The organism is Exiguobacterium sp. s16, assembly GCF_018618115.1.
GTDB lineage: Bacteria > Bacillota > Bacilli > Exiguobacteriales > Exiguobacteriaceae > Exiguobacterium > Exiguobacterium mexicanum_A.
Window position 1 is genome coordinate 30,754 of sequence record NZ_JACSLM010000004.1, and the last position, 17,931, is coordinate 48,684.

At 56.0% G+C, this 17,931-nt stretch carries 20 protein-coding genes; 3 read left to right on the top strand and 17 right to left on the bottom strand.

From position 1 onward, the window contains the following. Positions 1 to 2: 2 nt before the first annotated feature. From flgL to KNP86_RS09085, 7 genes are all read right to left on the bottom strand, one after another. The gene (gene flgL, locus KNP86_RS09055; protein WP_214753905.1) at positions 3 to 932 is read right to left on the bottom strand and encodes a flagellar hook-associated protein FlgL; all 930 of its coding nucleotides are present in this window, start codon (positions 930 to 932) and stop codon (positions 3 to 5) included. Between the two features lie 6 nt (positions 933 to 938). After that, entirely contained in the window at positions 939 to 2,432 is a 1,494-nt protein-coding gene (gene flgK, locus KNP86_RS09060) for a flagellar hook-associated protein FlgK (RefSeq protein WP_214753907.1), read from the bottom strand. Between the two features lie 12 nt (positions 2,433 to 2,444). Then, positions 2,445 to 2,801 carry a flagellar export chaperone FlgN gene (flgN, locus tag KNP86_RS09065; RefSeq protein ID WP_214707180.1) on the bottom strand — a complete coding sequence of 119 codons (357 nt, stop codon included), beginning with the start codon at positions 2,799 to 2,801 and terminating at the stop codon, positions 2,445 to 2,447. A 112-nt stretch (positions 2,802 to 2,913) separates the two neighbouring features. Beyond that, positions 2,914 to 3,165: a flagellar biosynthesis anti-sigma factor FlgM gene (locus tag KNP86_RS09070; protein ID WP_214753909.1), complete on the bottom strand. Its 252-nt coding sequence runs from the start codon at positions 3,163 to 3,165 to the stop codon at positions 2,914 to 2,916. A gap of 24 nt (positions 3,166 to 3,189) precedes the next feature. Beyond that, positions 3,190 to 3,573, bottom strand: a complete 384-nt coding sequence (locus KNP86_RS09075) for a flagellar protein (RefSeq protein WP_034778630.1) — start codon at positions 3,571 to 3,573, stop codon at positions 3,190 to 3,192. A gap of 19 nt (positions 3,574 to 3,592) precedes the next feature. Then, positions 3,593 to 4,261 carry a ComFC family protein gene (locus KNP86_RS09080; protein WP_214753911.1) on the bottom strand — a complete coding sequence of 223 codons (669 nt, stop codon included), beginning with the start codon at positions 4,259 to 4,261 and terminating at the stop codon, positions 3,593 to 3,595. Continuing rightward, positions 4,258 to 5,415 (bottom strand): helicase-related protein, encoded by a 1,158-nt coding sequence (locus KNP86_RS09085; protein ID WP_214753913.1) that lies wholly within the window; start codon positions 5,413 to 5,415, stop codon positions 4,258 to 4,260. The genes KNP86_RS09080 and KNP86_RS09085 overlap by 4 nt, the downstream gene beginning before the upstream one ends. Positions 5,416 to 5,597: 182 nt before the next feature. On the opposite strand from KNP86_RS09085, the gene KNP86_RS09090 reads away from it, so the two are divergent. Continuing rightward, complete coding sequence (locus KNP86_RS09090) at positions 5,598 to 5,951, top strand: hypothetical protein (RefSeq protein WP_214753915.1); 354 nt, start codon at positions 5,598 to 5,600, stop codon at positions 5,949 to 5,951. Positions 5,952 to 6,005: 54 nt separating this feature from the next. On the opposite strand, the gene treC is transcribed toward KNP86_RS09090, so the two are convergent. The 6 genes from treC to KNP86_RS15780 form a co-directional block, all read right to left on the bottom strand. Next, on the bottom strand, positions 6,006 to 7,643 hold the full coding sequence (gene treC / locus KNP86_RS09095) for an alpha,alpha-phosphotrehalase (protein WP_214753916.1): 1,638 nt from the start codon (positions 7,641 to 7,643) through the stop codon (positions 6,006 to 6,008). Between the two features lie 83 nt (positions 7,644 to 7,726). Next, complete coding sequence (gene treP, locus KNP86_RS09100; RefSeq protein WP_214753918.1) at positions 7,727 to 9,175, bottom strand: PTS system trehalose-specific EIIBC component; 1,449 nt, start codon at positions 9,173 to 9,175, stop codon at positions 7,727 to 7,729. Between the two features lie 204 nt (positions 9,176 to 9,379). Continuing rightward, positions 9,380 to 10,045 (bottom strand): trehalose operon repressor, encoded by a 666-nt coding sequence (gene treR, locus KNP86_RS09105; RefSeq protein ID WP_052090231.1) that lies wholly within the window; start codon positions 10,043 to 10,045, stop codon positions 9,380 to 9,382. A gap of 91 nt (positions 10,046 to 10,136) precedes the next feature. Further along, positions 10,137 to 10,985, bottom strand: a complete 849-nt coding sequence (locus KNP86_RS09110) for a DegV family protein (RefSeq protein WP_034778644.1) — start codon at positions 10,983 to 10,985, stop codon at positions 10,137 to 10,139. 94 nt (positions 10,986 to 11,079) lie between these two features. Then, positions 11,080 to 11,772, bottom strand: coding sequence for a response regulator transcription factor (locus KNP86_RS09115; RefSeq protein WP_034778646.1), 693 nt, complete (start codon positions 11,770 to 11,772; stop codon positions 11,080 to 11,082). Between the two features lie 25 nt (positions 11,773 to 11,797). Then, entirely contained in the window at positions 11,798 to 12,922 is a 1,125-nt protein-coding gene (locus KNP86_RS15780) for a sensor histidine kinase (protein WP_200881489.1), read from the bottom strand. A 174-nt stretch (positions 12,923 to 13,096) separates the two neighbouring features. Between KNP86_RS15780 and KNP86_RS09125 the strand changes: the two genes are divergently transcribed. Together KNP86_RS09125 and KNP86_RS09130 are read left to right on the top strand one after the other, a co-directional pair. Next, positions 13,097 to 13,738, top strand: a complete 642-nt coding sequence (locus KNP86_RS09125; protein WP_214753919.1) for a YigZ family protein — start codon at positions 13,097 to 13,099, stop codon at positions 13,736 to 13,738. Positions 13,739 to 13,779: 41 nt separating this feature from the next. Then, complete coding sequence (locus KNP86_RS09130; RefSeq protein ID WP_029594991.1) at positions 13,780 to 14,802, top strand: LCP family protein; 1,023 nt, start codon at positions 13,780 to 13,782, stop codon at positions 14,800 to 14,802. A 52-nt stretch (positions 14,803 to 14,854) separates the two neighbouring features. On the opposite strand, the gene KNP86_RS09135 is transcribed toward KNP86_RS09130, so the two are convergent. The 4 genes from KNP86_RS09135 to KNP86_RS09150 form a co-directional block, all read right to left on the bottom strand. Next, complete coding sequence (locus tag KNP86_RS09135) at positions 14,855 to 15,907, bottom strand: glycosyltransferase family 4 protein (protein ID WP_034778651.1); 1,053 nt, start codon at positions 15,905 to 15,907, stop codon at positions 14,855 to 14,857. Between the two features lie 126 nt (positions 15,908 to 16,033). After that, positions 16,034 to 16,447 carry a Rok-like winged helix domain-containing protein gene (locus KNP86_RS09140; RefSeq protein WP_034778654.1) on the bottom strand — a complete coding sequence of 138 codons (414 nt, stop codon included), beginning with the start codon at positions 16,445 to 16,447 and terminating at the stop codon, positions 16,034 to 16,036. A 217-nt stretch (positions 16,448 to 16,664) separates the two neighbouring features. Beyond that, positions 16,665 to 17,330, bottom strand: a complete 666-nt coding sequence (gene pgmB, locus KNP86_RS09145) for a beta-phosphoglucomutase (RefSeq protein ID WP_034778656.1) — start codon at positions 17,328 to 17,330, stop codon at positions 16,665 to 16,667. A gap of 200 nt (positions 17,331 to 17,530) precedes the next feature. Then, on the bottom strand, positions 17,531 to 17,866 hold the full coding sequence (locus KNP86_RS09150) for an Asp23/Gls24 family envelope stress response protein (protein WP_034778659.1): 336 nt from the start codon (positions 17,864 to 17,866) through the stop codon (positions 17,531 to 17,533). Positions 17,867 to 17,931: the final 65 nt, after the last annotated feature.

Sequence of the window (17,931 nt, forward strand, 5' to 3'; positions counted from 1 at the left end):
GCTTACCGGAGGAAGTCGAGGAGCGTCGGTTGAATGATTCGGGCGCCGGCCGATAGCGCGGCCCGGTGCACCGTCTCGTGAGACTTGAGCTCCATGATGACTTTTTCGATGTCGATGTCTTCGTTATCAGACATGATCGTCTTGGCGATGATCTCATGTTCTTGCAGGCGGTTGTCGACGAGTTCTAGCCGATTGGCGCGCGCCCCGAGCTCGGCCCGTTCCGTGATCAAGTTTTGGGCGATGACGTCGAGGTCGGCGAGCTCGTTCGAAAGAACCTCACCGGTCGTATTCGGATCGGCCAGTTTCGAGACGAGGTCGTGGAGTCCGGCGAACACGTCACTCCCGAATACCGTCTCCGGCTGCATGTTCACTTGGACGGTGATGCCTTTCGACACTTCAAAGGCGACTTTCCCGCTCACTGCCGGCGCCCCGTCCGGATAGATGCTGTTGACGTCTCCGTTCGGGTCGGCAAGGAACGCCTTCAAGGCGTCCATGTCGACGAGCGGTTGGTCCGTCTTCGTGCCGTTGTAAATATATTTCTCGCCCGACTTCGCGTTCGCGAGTGAGCCGATATGTTCGATCAACTGATTGACCTCACTTTGGATGATTTGACGTTGTGACGACTCGTACGTGTCGTTCGCCGCCTGCGTCGTCAGTTCGCGAATCCGTTTGACGGCCTCCGTCACTTCGTTCAACGTCGAGTCGGTCAAGTCCATCCAGCTCGTCGCTTCGCTGACGTTGCGGCGGAATTGGTCGACCTCGCGCACCTCGGTCCGGTAGCGCATGCCTTGCATGGCGACGACCGGGTCCTCCGAGGCCCGTTGAATCCGTTTCCCGCTGATGAGCTGTTCTTGCACTTGGGCGAGCTTGTTATAGCTGCTCGATAAGTGTTTCAAGTTCGTCTGTGTGAGCATCGTCTGTGTGACTCGCATCAAGCATTACCTCCCTACGACACCCATGCCGTTGATGATTTTGTCGAGCATCTCATCGACGGCCGTGATGTTTCGGGCCGCCGCGTTATAAGCGTGTTGATATTGAATCATCATCGTCATCTCTTCGTCGAGCGAGACGGCGCTCACTGCCTGGCGTCGCTGGTCAGAGCTCGCCATGAGGGCGAACGTGCTGGTCGCGAGTCGTCCGCTCTGGTCGGCGGCGACAGCCATGTTCCCGATGACGTTCTGATAGTACTTCCCAATCGACGTCTCTGTCTGGACCGATCCGTCGAAGCTGAGCGTGGCCGACTTCAAGTTCGCCAACGCAAGTGCCCCGCTGCCGTCCCCGATGTTGCCGTCTTGAGACGCGGCAATCAAGTCGAGGTTGTTCATGACGGCGTCGCTCACTTTGATCGTCGCGGCGCTCGCCGTCCCTTCGAAGAAGTTCGCCGTCCCGGCGTTGCCTTTGGCGTCCATGTTGTTGCTGTGGGCCGAGTTGAACGCCGAGGCGAACTTGCCGGCCATCTCGTCCAAGTCTTTCAGCATCGTCGCGTAGACACCGTTCACGCTGCCTGATTCGGGCGTGTCCGTACCGTACATCTCGACGAGCGCTTTCCATTTCCCGTTTGGCATCGATGCATGCGTGAGGGCCACGTCCGCTCCGCTCGCATCGGTCATGTCGAGGCCGTCGAACGAGCCGACCGTGCCGTTGATCCCATCGACGAGCTTATGGTCGACGCCACCGATTGTGACGACGATGTCGATCCGGCCTTCCGCGACTTTCTGTGAGTTCCCGCGCGATTCCCCGTTCGTATAGTCGACCGGGATGCGTTTGAAGTCCATATATTGGGCAAGCTCGTCCATGTAGCGGTCACGCTCGTCATACAGCTCGTTCGGGAGCACGCCGAGCGGCTCCGCGTCACCGATTTGACGGTTGACCTCACTGATCTTCGTCATCAAGTCGTTCACTTTCTTGACGACGACGTCCGCCTCGGACGCCAAGTCGGCCTGCACTTTTTGGAGCGAGGACGACATGTAGTTGAACGTTTCCGCGAGCGTCATCGCCCGTTGCCGCACGACGCTCCGCGCGCCGGCGTCGTCCGGGTTGACCGACAAGTCTTGGAGCGAGGCCCAGAACAAGTCGAGCGATTTGGCGAGGCCCGTTTCGGACGGCTCATTGACGATGTCCTCCATCCGGCCGAACGCCGCCTCTTTCGTGGCGTAGTAGGCGTTCTTGACCGATTCGTCACGATATTGCTGGTCAATCATCAAGTCACGGATCCGAGCGAGCGTCTCCCCGCGGACACCCGTTCCGAACTGCCCGGCCTTCGTTCCGCCGAAGTTGACGCTGAGTTGTTCGGTCATGCCGAGCGATAGGCGCTGGCGTGAGTAACCCGGGTTCGAGGCGTTGGCGACGTTGTTCCCTGTCGCCTGGAGCGCCCACTGGTGCGTCGTCAAACTGCGACGCGCCGTCTCTAATCCCATAAATGTTGAGCCCATTAAACTTCCTCCTTATACATCCCGGCTGAACGAGCGCGTCTCGAGCGCCTGTTGACCGTACGTGAAATCATCTGCCTCTGGCAGGAGCATATCCAAATGCCATTCGATATACCGGAGCGACTGTTCGAGCAAGACGGCGTTTAATTCATTTTGCCGTTTCAGCTCGAGGACGACCGGTCGTAACGCTTCTTTCTCTTCATCGTCCAAAACGAGCGTTCCTTGAAGTCGTTCCGCCTCTTTTTGTTTGATTTGTCGGACGAGCGTCGCCTCTTCCTTGACGAGCGCGCTGAACGCGGGCATATCCCCGTTGACGAGCAGTCGTTCTTTTTCATAAGCGATTTCGAGTAACCGTGTATGTAATGTGAGCATAAGTCTCTCCTTTGTCCAAAAAAAGAGCCGACTAAAGAAAGGGTGTCCCTTGTTTAGTCAGCTTCCGTGCCATCATATTTATGCGAAGGTCTCCCTCGGACCTCGCTTTCATTCATCCTTGTAGAAAGCGTTTGGCGATCTCGCGCGCGTCCCGTGAATACGTCCCGGTGTTGATTTCCGCCTTCAAGGCGTTAATCTTCTCCAGACGCTCCGGATGTTTCACCGGTTCTTCAAACCGGGCGCGGGCTTCGGCCGATATCGATAGTTGGTCCGTTTGGCGTGTCAGCTCGGGCTTCGTCTCAGGTTGCGTTTTCTTCTCATAAGTGTTCGGTAAGTGTACCCACTTTGCAGAATCGATGCGCATACGTGTCCCCCCTCTTCTCAGTTGTTAGTCCAAACGATAAGCGCGAACGCTTTGTTTCGTGACGGTGGCTTGTAGCCCTTTCAGTTCTTGCTGCATGTCGGTCTGACAGTCCGCGCATACCTTTCCTTGGTTCGTCGGATTGCCGCAGCGCACGCAGGCGATGTTCAGAGACGGGTTGTCCTTGATGATCAAGCGTCCTTCATGGATATATCGCGTGATATCAAGTTCGGAGACGCCTGTCGCTTCGACAAGGGCCCCGATCGTCGTCTGTTTGTTAGCGGGTTCGCGGATGAAGTCCCGGACTTTCAAGAAGTTTTGGAAATCGACTTCCGCGCAGGATGGGCAGTAAGGCGAGCGGCTTTGTTTCATGAACAGCCGTCCGCACGTTTGACAAGTTGTTGCTTCCACAGTCATTCACCTCTGCCCTTTATATCGGACGCATTTTTAATTTGTTTAGCGTCCGGAACAGGCAAACGGCAGAAACTTGTTCCACCCCGGCCCGACGTAAAGTGAGCGCCGCTTGATGCAACGTCGTCCCGGTCGTGTAGACGTCATCGACGAGGACAATTTTGCCACAGCGCGGTAACCGCTGTACAGTGAACGGGTTCGCACGGTGCCGCCTTTCTTCTTTCCCAAGTTCGCGCTGACTTGAAACCTCGGCTTTCACGAGCGTTCGTTCCATCGGTCCGATCAATCGGGCGAGCACCTCGGCCTGATTGAAACGCCGCGTCCGTAACCGCTCCTCGCTGAGCGGGATTGGCACGTAGACGACATCCGGTTCTCGCAGCTGCCTTAGTACCGGACGCATCTGATTGGCCAGGACGACGTCACCGCCGAACTTGTAGCGGTGGAGCCAGTTCACACCCGCCTCGTCATATAGGTAGAGCGAGCGCACGGTCAAATCGAGACCGAGGGCAAGCCACCGGATGCAATCGTCGCATGTCGCCCCGTCCTCGGTCGGATGGCCGCAGCGCGGGCAGCCCGAGATGATCGGGGTCAATCTCCCCTCGCAGTCCGGGCAGACCCAGTCCCGTTTTAAGAGCGTCGCCGGGCTCCACGGAATAGCGAACGGTTTTCGGCAGACGAGACAGTTCATCGCCGGTTCGCCTCCTCGATTTCGCGGATGGCCCGGTCTTGCCGGAACGTGCGCTCGTGGTAGAAGAAGACGACATCCCCGGTCGGCGCATTCGGTTTCCGACCGGCCCGCCCTGCCATCTGGACGAGGGCGCGGGACGAGAACAAGGCGTGGCTGCTGTCGAGGACGGCGACGTTGACCCCGGTCACGGTCATGCCCCGCTCCCAAATCGACGTCGCGAGCACGATCCCGTTCGTCTCCTCGAGCCATTCGAGCGTATCCGTCCGCTCATTGGTATCTGCCGAGACGGCCTGGTAGCCGAACCCGTTCGCCGCGAGCAGTTCCCCATAACGGACGAGGTCCGGCTTCGTCGGGACGAACAGCAAACGTGGGGACCCCTCGTATTGCCGACAGAAGTCGAGGATCGCCTGCCCCGTCTCACGCACGAGTCGCGGCACCGGCAAGTCGTGGCCGTGATAGCGACGCGATAGATGCACGGTCGGGAACTGGCGCTGCCAGACGGTCGGCGTCGCCGTCACGAACAAAAATAGACCTTTTCCGGCTCGGCGGAGCGTCCACCAAAGTGCCAAATCGAAGGCGAACGGGAAGGCATCAGACTCATCGACGAGAACGTAATCGAAGACATGTCGTAAGTTCACGAGCAGCGGCGCCGTCGCGACAGTGATCATCCCAATCGTGTCCTTATCCCCGCCCCCGTAGCGCCGGGTGACCGGGACGGAGAAGGCGGCCTCGAGCCGGTCGACCCATTCGATGGCGACGTCACGGCGCGGCGAGACGATGAGGACACGCTTCCCTTCATTGACGACGCGCGCGATGACCGGGAATGTCATCTCCGTCTTCCCGGCCCCGCAGACGGCATGGACGAGCCCGCTCGTCCGGGATTCCCACCAGGTGAGCAACTGCCGGCTGATGTGTTGCTGGTCGGCCGACAGCTCGAACGGCATGACGAGTTCCGTCGGTTCGACCGGTGTCGTGATGTCTTCTTCCCCGAGACGGTCGCACTGACAGACACGGCCGAGATGGAGGCAATTCCGACAATAGCGACACGCACCGTGGTGGCACGTGAACGAGCGGGTGTCCGCGCTCAGACAGCGTTGACAGATGCCGAAGCGGATGGCGGGCGTGCCGGTCGGAGCGATGATGAGTTGTCCCAATACAATCAGTCCTTTTTGAATGAGGATATCATGTGAGAAGCCGCCGGACATGAGGCGTTGTCATCATGTAGCGTCACCATTCCCGTACGGAACCTGAGCCATTTGCGACTTACGACCGAGGCGAACGGTGCAACATCTCTTTTATACTAAGCGTAGCCCAATAATTGGAAAGCAGGTGTCCGATGCACAAACGACCGCTTCATAACGTCTTGACCGTACTCGGAATGATGGCCGTGTTCTGTCTCGGTTGGTGGGTGTGGTATGTGTTGAACGGCAGTGAGGCGGCCGAACAACGAGCCGTCCGAGCAGCCGAAACGTATGTCGACACGACGTATCCCGAGATGGAACTCGTCGTGACCGATGTGACGTACTTATCCCTGTACGATGCGAAATATTACGTCTTGTTCGCGTCCCCGTCCCATGCCGAAGCTGAGTTGTGGGTGCGCGTCACTCGAGCCGGAGACGTCGTGGACGACAATATCGGGGATGTCGCGAACGTCTCACGGTCATTGGACCGACGCGACGCCTTCGACTAACACCTATAATCAAAAAACTCGCCAGACGATTTTTCGTCTGGCGAGTTTTTCTCGTTATGCGTTCCGTTTGTAGAACATGATCGCCTCATACGCCCGGAGCGACAACGTCGTCCCGTCGAGCTGCGGCACGTCATAGTTGTGGCTGACGACCTCGGCCTGCGTGAAACCTGCCGGAATCTCATACGTCGTCTCAGGGCCGTAGAAGTTGGCGACGACGAGCACTTCCTCGTCTGCCGTCTTCCGCGTGTACGCCCAGACATCGAGCGCGTCCGGTGTGAGGAGCGTGTAGTCCCCGTCCGTCAACACGTCGAACTCTTTCCGGAGCGAGATCAAGTTCTTGTAGTGGTAGAACACCGAGTTCGGATCGTCGAGCGCCGTCTCGACGTTCACGTCCGGATAGTTCGGCGCCACGTTGATCCACGGCGTCCCGCTCGTGAAGCCGGCGTGCGGCGTCGCGTCCCACTGCATCGGCGTCCGCGAGTTGTCGCGCGACTTCTGTTTGATGGCGGCCATCATGTCCTCGTGTGACACACCTTGTTCGCGCTTCAACTTATAGACGTTGAGCGTCTCGATGTCACGATACTCGTCGAGCGAGTCGAAGCCCGGGTTCGTCATCCCGATCTCCTCGCCTTGATAGATGTACGGCGTCCCTTGGAGGCCATGGAGCACGGTCGCGAGCATCTTCGCGCTCTCGACGCGATGGTCGGTGTCGTTGCCGAAGCGGCTGACGACGCGCGGCTGGTCGTGGTTGCACCAGAAGATGGCGTTCCAGCCCTTGCCGTGCATCCCTTCCTGCCACGTCGACATGATGTCTTTCAGTTGGATGAAGTCGAACGGGGCGGCGACGAACTTCTCGCCGTTCGGATAGTCGACTTTCAAGTGATGGAAGCTGAACGTCATGCTGAGTTCACGTTCGTCCGGGCTCGAGTAGCGGACGCAGTGGTCGAGCGTCGTCGACGACATCTCGCCGACCGTGATGACGTCATGCCCGCCGAACACCTCGCGGTTCATCTCTTTCAAATATTCATGGATACGCGGCCCGTCCGTGTAGAACTTGCGGCCGTCCGAGTCGTCTTCCGGGAAGTCCTGCTGCTTCGAGATCAAGTTGATGACGTCGAGGCGGAACCCTTTGATGCCCTTGTCACGCCAAAAGCGCATCATCTCATAGACGTCCTCGCGCATCTGCTCGTTCTCCCAGTTCAAGTCGGCCTGGGTCACGTCGAACAAGTGGAGATAATATTGGCCGCTCTTCTCATCATACTTCCAGGCGTTGCCGCCGAACTTCGACTCCCAGTTCGTCGGTTCGTCGCGCCAGATGTAATAGTCGCGGTAGCGCTCGTCGCCGGCGAGCGACTTTTGGAACCACTCATGCTCAGTCGACGAGTGGTTGACGACGATGTCCATCATGAGCCCGATGCCGCGCGCCTCGGCCTCACGGACGAGCTCGTCAAGGTCATCCATCGTCCCGTACGAGGGGTCGATCGCATAATAGTCGCTGACGTCATAGCCGTTGTCGTTTTGTGGTGACTTGTACACCGGCGTCATCCAGATGTATTCGATGCCGAGCTCGGCCAAATAGTCGAGCTTGGCCGTCACGCCTTTGATCGAGCCGGTGGCATTGCCTTCCGGGCTATAGAAGCTTTTCGGATAAATTTGATAGACGACAGATTTGCGCCAGTTTGATGGTGTCATAGGTGTAGTCTCCTTTTGTAAGAGTTTTCATTTGTACAGGAAAAGGGGAAGAACCTCCGTCCCTCCCCTTGTCAGTCATCTTCTTATGCAACTTTGTTTTCTTCGATTTCACCTTTCTTCATATAGCGCTTCGACAAGACGAATGTGAGCGCGAACGGCACGACGATCGCGATGATCATCCCGACGATGAAGAGCAAGATCTTATCAGTGAAGATGGAGAGGAAGCCAGGCAGACCCCCGACCCCGATCCCAATCGCTTGGACATCGTTCAAGGTGATGAAGACGGCGGCAATCGCCGACCCGATCATCGCCGAGTAGAACGGGAACTTGTTCGGCAAGTTCACCCCGAACATGGCCGGCTCGGTGATCCCGAAGTAAGCCGAGATGGCTGATGTCGATGCCATACTCTTTTGTTTCGCGTTGTGCTTATAGACGAAGAACATGGCAAGTGCAGCAGAGCCTTGGGCGATGTTCGACAAGGCGAGCATCGGCCAGATGAACGTACCGCCTGTTTCCGCGATGAGCTGAAGGTCGATCGCGATGAACAAGTGGTGCATCCCCGTGACGACGAGCGGTGCGTAGAACAATCCGAACAAGAGCGCACCGACGACCGGTACGACTTCGAACACGTTGACGAGGCTCGTCGCGATGACGTTCCCGATTCCGCGTGTGACCGGTCCGACGATCGCGAGCGCGAGGAAACCGGTGACGACGATGGTCGTGATCGGTACGACGAGCAATTGAATCGCGTTCGGGACGTGTTTTTTCAAAAACATCTCAATATGGCTCAAAATGAAGGCCGCTGCCAAAATCGGAAGAATCTGACCTTGATAGCCGACTTTCTCGATTTCGAACAAGCCGAGGATGTTGAACGTCGGGATGTCGCCTTCAAGCGCCGCCTGCCCATAACCCCAGGCGTTCAAGAGGTCCGGGTGGACGAGCAAGAGACCCATGACGATCCCGAGCACTTCGCTGCCACCGAACCGTTTCGTCGCCGACCAACCGACAAGCGCCGGGAGGAAGACGAATGCCGTGTTCGCCATCATGTTGATGAGGTCCCAGAGTCCTTGCAGGTTCGGGTACGCCTCGATCAGCGTCGCATCATCGACGAACAGCCCTTCCGACGCGAGCAAGTTGTTGATCCCCATCAATAGACCGGCGACGATGATGGCCGGGATGATCGGCATGAACACGTCCGAGAACACTTTGACGAGTTTTTGGAGCGGGTTCATCTTCTTGCCGCCGGCCGATTTGACCTCGGCGACCGTCGCCGCTTCGATCCCGGCGAGTTTGATGAATTCGGCGTAGACGCGTTCGACGTCACCGGCCCCGATGACGACTTGATACACACCCGAGTTTTCGAATGCCCCTTTGACGAGATCAGCTTCTTTCACTTTTGCTTCATTGACGAGCGACTGGTCTTTCAACGAAAGACGGAGCCGCGTGACACAGTGTGCCGCTTTGTCGACGTTATCCTTGCCCCCGATGGCTTCAAGGATATCCGCGGCGATTTGACGATAATCTGCCTTCATATTTGTTGGCCTCCTTTGTTTGAAAGCGTTTGTTGAAAACGGTTACTTATGAGTACAAACAAAGTTTAACTTATATAGACGAGTTCTGTCAACAACTTATCTATATAAGTTATGCGTGACAAATTCGTGACAGGCGTTCACTATTTTTGTTCCCTCTCCCCTCGATTCAAAACGAAAAAAAAGACCCCTTCGAAAGAAGGGGCACTAGCGGCGCGCCACGTCACTGAACTGAAACTTGTCGAGCCGGTGGCGGGACTCGGTATACTCGAACTGTCTGCCCTCATAGAGGAACGTGTCGTTCGTGATGACGATGACGTACTCGTAATCGTGGAGGTCGAGCCGCATCCGGTCGAGCTCGGTCACATCCTCGGCCGCGATCTTCCGCTTGGCGTAACTGATTTGGAGCCCAAGCTCATGCTCGACGTACTCATAGATCGAGCGGGCGGCGATCTCTTCCGTCAGTCCCGGAACGAGGTCTTTGACGAAATAGTTCACGTCTAGGATGACGTCCTCCCCGTCGAAGTTCCGGACCCGTTCGATCCGGTACATCCGCGTCCCCGGCTCCAGGTTCATCCGGTCGGCGAGCCAAGTCGGCGCCTCGATGTCCTCGAACGAAGCGACCGACGTCTGGATCGAGCGGCCGAGCAAAGAAGCGTACACTTCCGAGAAGCTGACGATGCCGTTGAATTGGAATTCGATTTGGTCGCGCCGGAGCACGAAGACGCCTTTCCCGTGATGCTTCCGGACGTACCCGTGCTCTTGGAGCAGGTCGAGCGCTTTCCGGACCGTGCCTCGGCTCGCCTCATACTCATGCATGAGCTCGGTCTCGGATGGCAGCTTCGACTCCGCCGCATATTCCCCGGTCTTCATCCGCTCGGCGAGGCGCTCATAGATTTGACGATATTTGGCCACAGGCTCACTCCTCTCTATCGAAAAAGACGACCGGATGGCCGTCTTTTGTTTACCACTCGCGGCGATACCACGTGATGCCGATCGCACCAGGTCCAAGGTGTGTCCCGATGACCGGTCCGAAATGACCGCCCGTGACATGGGCCTGTGGAAACTTCTGTTTCATCGATGCGATCTCCTCGGCCTGACGGTCCGGGCAATTGGCGTGGATGATGCCGATACAGTAGCCTGCACCGTCGCCCTCGATCGATTGTTCCATCATCTCTTCGATGCGGCGGACCGCCTTCTTGTACGTCCGAATCTTTTCGAACGGGACGATCAACCGGTCTTGGAAATGCAACACCGGCTTGATTTGAAGGAACGATCCGACGAGCGCCTGTGCCGCGCTGAGTCGTCCGCCTCGTTGGAGGTGGTCGAGGTCATCGACGACAAAGTACGCACGAATCAACTCGCGCATCTTTTCAAGGTGAGCCATGATCTCCTGTGCCGACGCGCCTGCGTCACGCAGATGAATCGCTTCTTCGACGAGGAACGCTTGAGGCATACATGAGATCTCCGAATCGAACGCGTGGACGTTAACGTCGACCATACCGTTCAAGGCGATCATCGACTGGTACGTGCCGCTGATCCCGCTTGAGAGGGTGATCGCGATCACATCCGTCACCTCGTCCGGCAAACGTTCAATCAATTCGATCGTTTCCCCGATGCTCGGTTGGGAAGTCGTCGGCAAGTTCCCTGCCTCGATCCGGTCATAAAACGCCTCGGTCGTGATGTCGACGGCTTCGCGGAATGACTCCCCGTCAAAGATCACGCTGAGCGGGGCGACGTGGATGTCGTGCCGCTCACAAAATTCGGCCGGCAAATAGGCAGTACTGTCGGTCAAAATGGCTATGTTTCCCATGCTATATCCTCACTTTACATCGTTTCGTTTTCCAATTGAATGTGGATTCCATTCCATATTGTAGCATAAAAACGATGTATTGCATCGGTAGAGGTCAAATCTCAACCCATCCGCGGCGGATGGCATCGACGACGGCTTGCGTCCGGTCGTTCACTTCCATCTTGCGAAGCACCGACGAGACGTGGTTCTTGACCGTCTTCTCGCTGATGAACAGCATGTCGCTGATGTCGCGGTTCGAACGACCTTCGGCGAGCAGGTGCAACACTTCGACTTCACGGCGCGACAACAATTGGTAGACAGGGTCGTCCGTGCGGTTCTCGACGTTACGGCCGGCCTGTTCGCCTTTGAATTGGAGCAGACGACGGTATTCCTTCAAGACGTTCGTCGTCACTTTCGGGTGCAGGTACGCCCCGTCTTTCGCGACCGAACGGACCGCCGAGATGAGCTCGGTCGAAGCCACTTCTTTGAGCAGGAAGCCCGATGCGCCCGCTTCGAGCGCGTGCGTGATGTACGACTCGTCGTCGTGGATCGACAGGATGAGGACACGCGTCTCCGGTGACAGCACCGACAACTGTTTCGTCGCCTCGATCCCGTTTAGTTCAGGCATGTTGATATCGAGAATCAAGATCTCTGGTTTGTGGTCGGCGGCGATGCGAATCGCCTCGGTACCGGTCCGCCCTTCGGCGACGACCGTGAATTCGTCCTCTAAATCAAAGATCCGTTTCAAGCCTTCTCGAAACAGTTCATGGTCATCCACGATCGCGATGCGTGTTTGTAATTGTTCCATCTGGATACTCCCCCTTGTTCTTGTCTTACGTGATTGGAATCGACATGCGGACGACCGTCCCTTTGCCGACTTCCGAATCAATGGTCATGCTTCCGTTCACCAGCTCGATCCGTTCCCGCATCCCAACGATCCCGAACGACTCCTCGCCAATCGTGCTCGGCACGAATCCGACCCCATGGTCCCGTACATGAATATGTATCGCGTCGTGCGCTTGCTCGACGTTGACGATGATCTCCGCCGTCTTCGAGTGTTTGATCGCGTTTTGGACGGCCTCTTGGACGAGCCGGAACACGTTGATCTCCAGTTTTTCAGGCAATCTGGCCCGAGACCCCCGGTAGTTGAGCCGTGTCTTGATGGTCGTATATTCCTCGGTCTGGTGGAGGTATCGTTCGAGCGTCGGCAAGAAGCCGAGGTCGTCAAGTGACATCGGACGAAGATCGTAGATGAGCCGCCGGACGTCGACGAGTGCGCCGCGGATGAGGCGTTTCAGCTCGTGCAGTTCGGCGAACGCCTCGTCTTTCCCGCGCTTGTCGAACGTCTTCTCGATCAAATCGGCTCGAATCAAAATATGAGCAAGCGATTGCGCCGGTCCGTCGTGCATCTCACGGGCGAGGTGGCGCCGTTCCCGTTCGGCCGCCTCGAAGACGCTGATCGCCATCTCTTGTTTCTTCATCATGTCGGAGTACTCTTGCTGCAGGTCGTCCCGAAGGAAGTTCAGCACGACGGAGACACGGCTGACGAGTTTGTCGGCCCGTTCGATCGTGTCCTCGAGGACGAGCAGGCGGCGTTCGAGGTCGTTGCGACGCTGTTGGCCGGCCATCTCTTCTTTTTGGATGAGAAAGCGCTCGAGCTGCATTTGGTTGGCGCGTTCATACGCCTCTCGAATCTCTTGCTCGCTATGTATATGAAACTTCTTGCTCACTTGGACGAGTTTGTTCTTCGCCGCTTTCACGAGCAGGTCGAGCCGTTCCGACTCCTCGATATAAAACTCGATCTTTTGCGTCAACTCTTTCAGTTCGTTTTGAATCAACGAATACTCGTTGGCCGAACTCTCGGTAATCCGGACGATCTCCTCTTTACTTTCCGTCACCGTATCAATCATATTTGTTATGATATGTTCTAAAGCTGTACGATCGGTAATATGATTCACGATGCCATCCCCTAATAATTCGGTAGTAAGTCTTCATCTATTCCTATTATCGACTGCGGAACGTTCGTTTACAGTAAAAAATGGAGGCTCTCCTTCCCATTCGCCGCACCAGGCGTTGACGCCTACTTGAATTTTAAAAAAAATATTCAAAAATAGAAAGGAGAATTTTCAGAAATGTCTACTGAACAAAATTATACTATAAAACAAGACGGAGAATACGAGGTCGTCATTCAAAAGTCAAAATTTATCGCCCACTTCAAACGGGTCACGTCTGAAGCAGAGGCGCAGTCGTTCATCCAAGCCATCAAGAAAGCGCATTGGAGCGCCAATCACAACTGTTCGGCCTATATCATCGGCGAGCGCAACGAGTTCCAAAAAGCGAACGATGACGGTGAACCGAGCGGGACGGCCGGGCTGCCGATGCTCGAAGTGCTTCGGAAACGCGAGTTGAAAGACACGGTCGTCGTCGTCACCCGCTACTTCGGCGGCATCAAGCTCGGCGGCGGCGGATTGATTCGCGCTTACGGCGGCACGGTGAGCGAAGGGCTCGACGCGGTCGGCATCGTCGAGCGCATCCCGATGCAACGCTTGACGCTCACGGTCGATTACGGCTGGATTGGCAAGGTCGAGAATGAACTGCGGCAATCATCGTACCTTCTCGACGACATCGTCTACGCGGACACCGTCACGTTCCACATCTCGGTGCCGGTCGAAGAGGCCGAGGCCGCAATGGCATGGCTCGTCGATTTGACGAACGGACAAGGGGGACTCGAGACCCAGGACCAGCGCATCATCGAACGTGATTTTGTGCGGTAGATCACGTATACTAAAGGAAACGAATGAAATGAGGAGACGACATGGAACAAGACTCCCGCAAGAAACGCCCCGTGTGGAAGATCGTCCTGCTCGTGCTCGGCCTCGTCCTGTTGATTGGCGGGTCGGCCTTCGGCTACTTCGTCTTTAAGGCGAACGAGACGGCGGAGAACACGAACAGCGAGCTGACACGAGGTGACAAGTCGGACCGTCGGGAAGAGACGGTCGACCTGACGAAAGATCACTTCTCCGTCCTACTCGCCGGCGTCGATGGCGGTGCCTCGCTCGAGGAAGGACGGACCGACTCGCTCATGGTGGCGACGTTCAACAAGGAATCGCGCCAAGTGACGCTCGTCAGCATCCCGCGCGACTCATACGTCGACATCGTGACGACGGACGGCGAGTTCAAAGACAAGATCAACCACGCCTACGCCTACGGCGGCATCGACACGACGATCGCGACGGTCGAGAAGCTGTTCGACATTCCGATCGACTACTACGCGACGATCAACTTTGACGGCATCGAGGATCTCGTCGATGCGGTCGGCGGCGTCGAGGTCGATGTGCTCGTCCCGATCTCGGGCCGGGCGACCGGTAACGTCGAACTCGAACCCGGCGTCCAAATGTTAGATGGAAAAGAAGCACTCGCCTACGCGCGCATGCGCAAAGACGACCCCGAGGGTGACGTCGGACGGGCGAAACGTCAACAGCAGGTGCTCGAGGCCATCATCAACGAGGCGACGACGATCAATTCGTTCACGAAGCTCAACCGGATCATGAATGCGGTCGGCGATAACATCCGAACGAATATGTCCTTGTCCGAGGCGTCACAGCTCCAGCCGTACACGAAGTCGCTCCGGTCGTTCAACCAAGAGACGCTCGCAGGCGGTGACTTGACGCTCGGCGGTGTGTATTACTACGAACTCGACCCGGCCGACTTGAGCGAGAAACGCACGCTCTTGAAGAGCGAGCTCGGCCTGCCGGTGACGGCGGAAGACAGTGACAACGGAACCGGCGACGGCTTGAATGAAACGGAAGACGGTTTCAGCGAGACGACGACGTACTGATACCAAAAAACGACCGGGGACGCGTGTCCCCGGTCGTTTTCATATGGTCACATCAGGCCTTCGGCCGGCCGAGCAGGCGTCGTGACGTCTGGATGATCGGCTTATAGTTCGGATGGATCAACTCGGTCGATTCGACGATCAGCTCGATGACGATGAGCACGATGACGAACGTGATGACCGCCCCGAGCATCGTCGTCTTGGCGAACAGAATCGAGGCGATGCCGAAGAAGAATGTCATCCCGTACATGAGCAGAACGGCTTGCCGTGTCGTGAAGCCCATGTCGATCAACTGGTGATGCATGTGCGACTTATCGGGCGACATCGGCGGACGGCCTTGCACGAGCCGGCGGACGATCGCGAAAATCGTGTCCGAGATCGGCAGACCGAGCAAGAGTACCGGCACGACGAGCGAGAACAACGTCACGTTCTTGAACCCGATGAGCGAGAACACGGCGAGCATATAACCGAGGAAGAGCGCCCCGGTGTCTCCCATGAAGATCTTCGCCGGATAGAAATTATGGACGAGAAAACCGAGCGTGCTCGCCAGGAGCAACAAGGCCATCATCGTCAAATAGACGTTGCCTTGGATGATGGCGAGCAGGGAAATCGTCCCGAGGGCGATGCTTGAGACGCCCGCGGCGAGGCCGTCGAGCCCATCGATCAAGTTAATCGCGTTCGTGATCCCGATCAGCCAGAGCACCGTCACCGGGATGCTCCATGAACCGAGATAGAGCTGCTGGTCGAACGGGAGGTTAATCAATTCGATGCGCATACCGGCGTTCAAGACGATGACCGTCGCGATCATCTGCCCCATCAGCTTGACGCGGGCCGTCAACTGGAACCGGTCGTCGATGAAGCCGGTCAAGATGATGACGACCGCCCCGATCAAGATGGCATCGTTATATCGACTCGTCGGCAGCAACAAGGCGTAGCCGATGAAAAAAGCGATGAAGATGGCGAGGCCGCCGATCCGTGGCATCGTCCGTAAATGTACTTTTCGGGCGTTCGGGTGATCGACCGCTCCGATCAGAAAAGCAAACCGGCGAACGAGCGGCGTGATCAAGATGGCCATCACAAAACTGACCAACATGGCAATCCATAGCATGGGCCAACGTTCCTCTCTCATAAAAAAATAGACTCTGGCGAATTATAGCATATTTCCCTTGAGGCGAGACGTATCAGAAATGTTACAACGAAAAAATCCCGACGAGGTCGTCTCGTCGGGTCACGTTCAGGCGTGGGCCGGATGCGTCGTCACTTCATCCGTGGCCTCGTATGTATACAAGCCGCGGCCAATCTTTTTGATGTCAGGATTGACCGATTCGATTTTCACCATCAATTGGTAAATATTGCTAATGTGATGCCGATAGCGCAATTCGAGCTCCATTTGGATGTCCCGCACGCTCATCGTCTTCCGTTCTTTCAACAGGTCTGTTACCTGATGGACGTAGACCTCGAGCGGATAACGTTGATTGACGCGACGCGGGCGCAGTCGTTTCGCCGGATCGAGGAGTGATTCCTCTTCGCGCTTGTTTCGGTTCAACTCTGAAATCAAGTATTCCGCCCGGCGTTGCAACTGACGATATGACTCTTCGATCTCCATCAGTTCCCGATAGATATTCTCATTGACGTCCGTAGATTCCATGCACAAGTCCTCCTCTACACTTAATTGATGTTCCCCATTACCCAATTTCATCAATTATTGCCAGTTATTACTTATTCCCAATTAAAAGTGTAACGGTTTTGTAATGTGCTTGTCATCTGTTTTTAGGCACTTTTATCTATTTAGGCCTTTTGACCCAACACAAAAAGATGACGACTGTTCGGGGCAGTCGTCATCTCACGGAAGATGATCGTAGTCTTTACACGCCGACGCGTTCGAGGATGCGTGCGAGCGAGAGTTCGTCGGTCGAAGCGACGATGAGGTCTGCATGACCAAGCATCGATTCTTCCCCGACGGCGACAGCAAACATGTTTGCCGCTTTGATTGCAGTCACGCCTGCGGCTGCGTCTTCAACACCGATGGCATGTTCGGGTTTCACGCCAAGGGCAGAGGCAGCCTTCAAAAACACTTCGGGATGTGGTTTCGATTCGGCGACAGTTGCTGCATCGACAATGTGATCGAAGTAATGACGGACACCAAGTGCGTCTACGACCGCAAATGCGTTTTTAGAAGCCGAGGCCATTCCGATTTTGAGACCAGCCTCTTTGATTTCATCGAGGAATGAAATGATGCCCGGCAACAAATCGTCTGAAGAGATGTGTTGAATGAGTTCAACGTAATGCTCGTTCTTCTTCTGTGCGAGTTCCGCTTTTTCATCCGGTGTGAAATCGTCCTGTCTTCCACCGAGCGCGAGGATGCGCTCGAGCGAGTCCGTCCGACTCACGCCTTTTAGCGTCTCATTGAACTCGCGGTCAAACGGAATATCGAGCTCTTCTCCGAGTTGTTTCCAAGCGAGGTAATGGTACTCCGCGGTGTCAGTGATGACACCGTCCAAATCAAAAATGACTGCTTCAATCGTCGACATACATGCTTTCCGCCTTTCCTTCTAATGTTTCTGTCGTCAGACTACATTAAGGGAACTTGACAAGTACCCGTTGCACGATTGGTCATTGATGCAAACGGTTGCACTTGTTCGATTTCTATTATAAATGAAAAAGCCATCATCATGCAACCGCTTTCGCAAAAAAATAAAAAAGCAGGAGAAGCATTCGCCTCTCCCACTGCTTACAACTGGATGCCGACGACTTTCACGTTGACCGATAGCGGTGTCATCGCGAGCATCGTATCCATGTCTTGCGTGATGCGTTCTTGTACGGCTGTCACCGTCTTGACGATCGATTGACCGTAAGCGATGTAGAGCGACAAGTTGATCGTGACGCCTTCTGACGATTCGTCGACTTTGACGTGCTTCATGAGCGCACGCTCCGACAGTTTCGTATCTTCTTGCGTGAACGACACGTGTTTCGTCTCTTTGACCGCGACTGCGGCGATCATTTCGACGACGTGACGTGAGACGTTGACGTCTCCTTCTGTGCTATGCATTCCATTTTCGTATGGCATGGTGTCACTTCCTTAACTCTAGTTTCGCTTCCCTTTATAAAGTGTAGCGGAAAACGTCCGTTTAG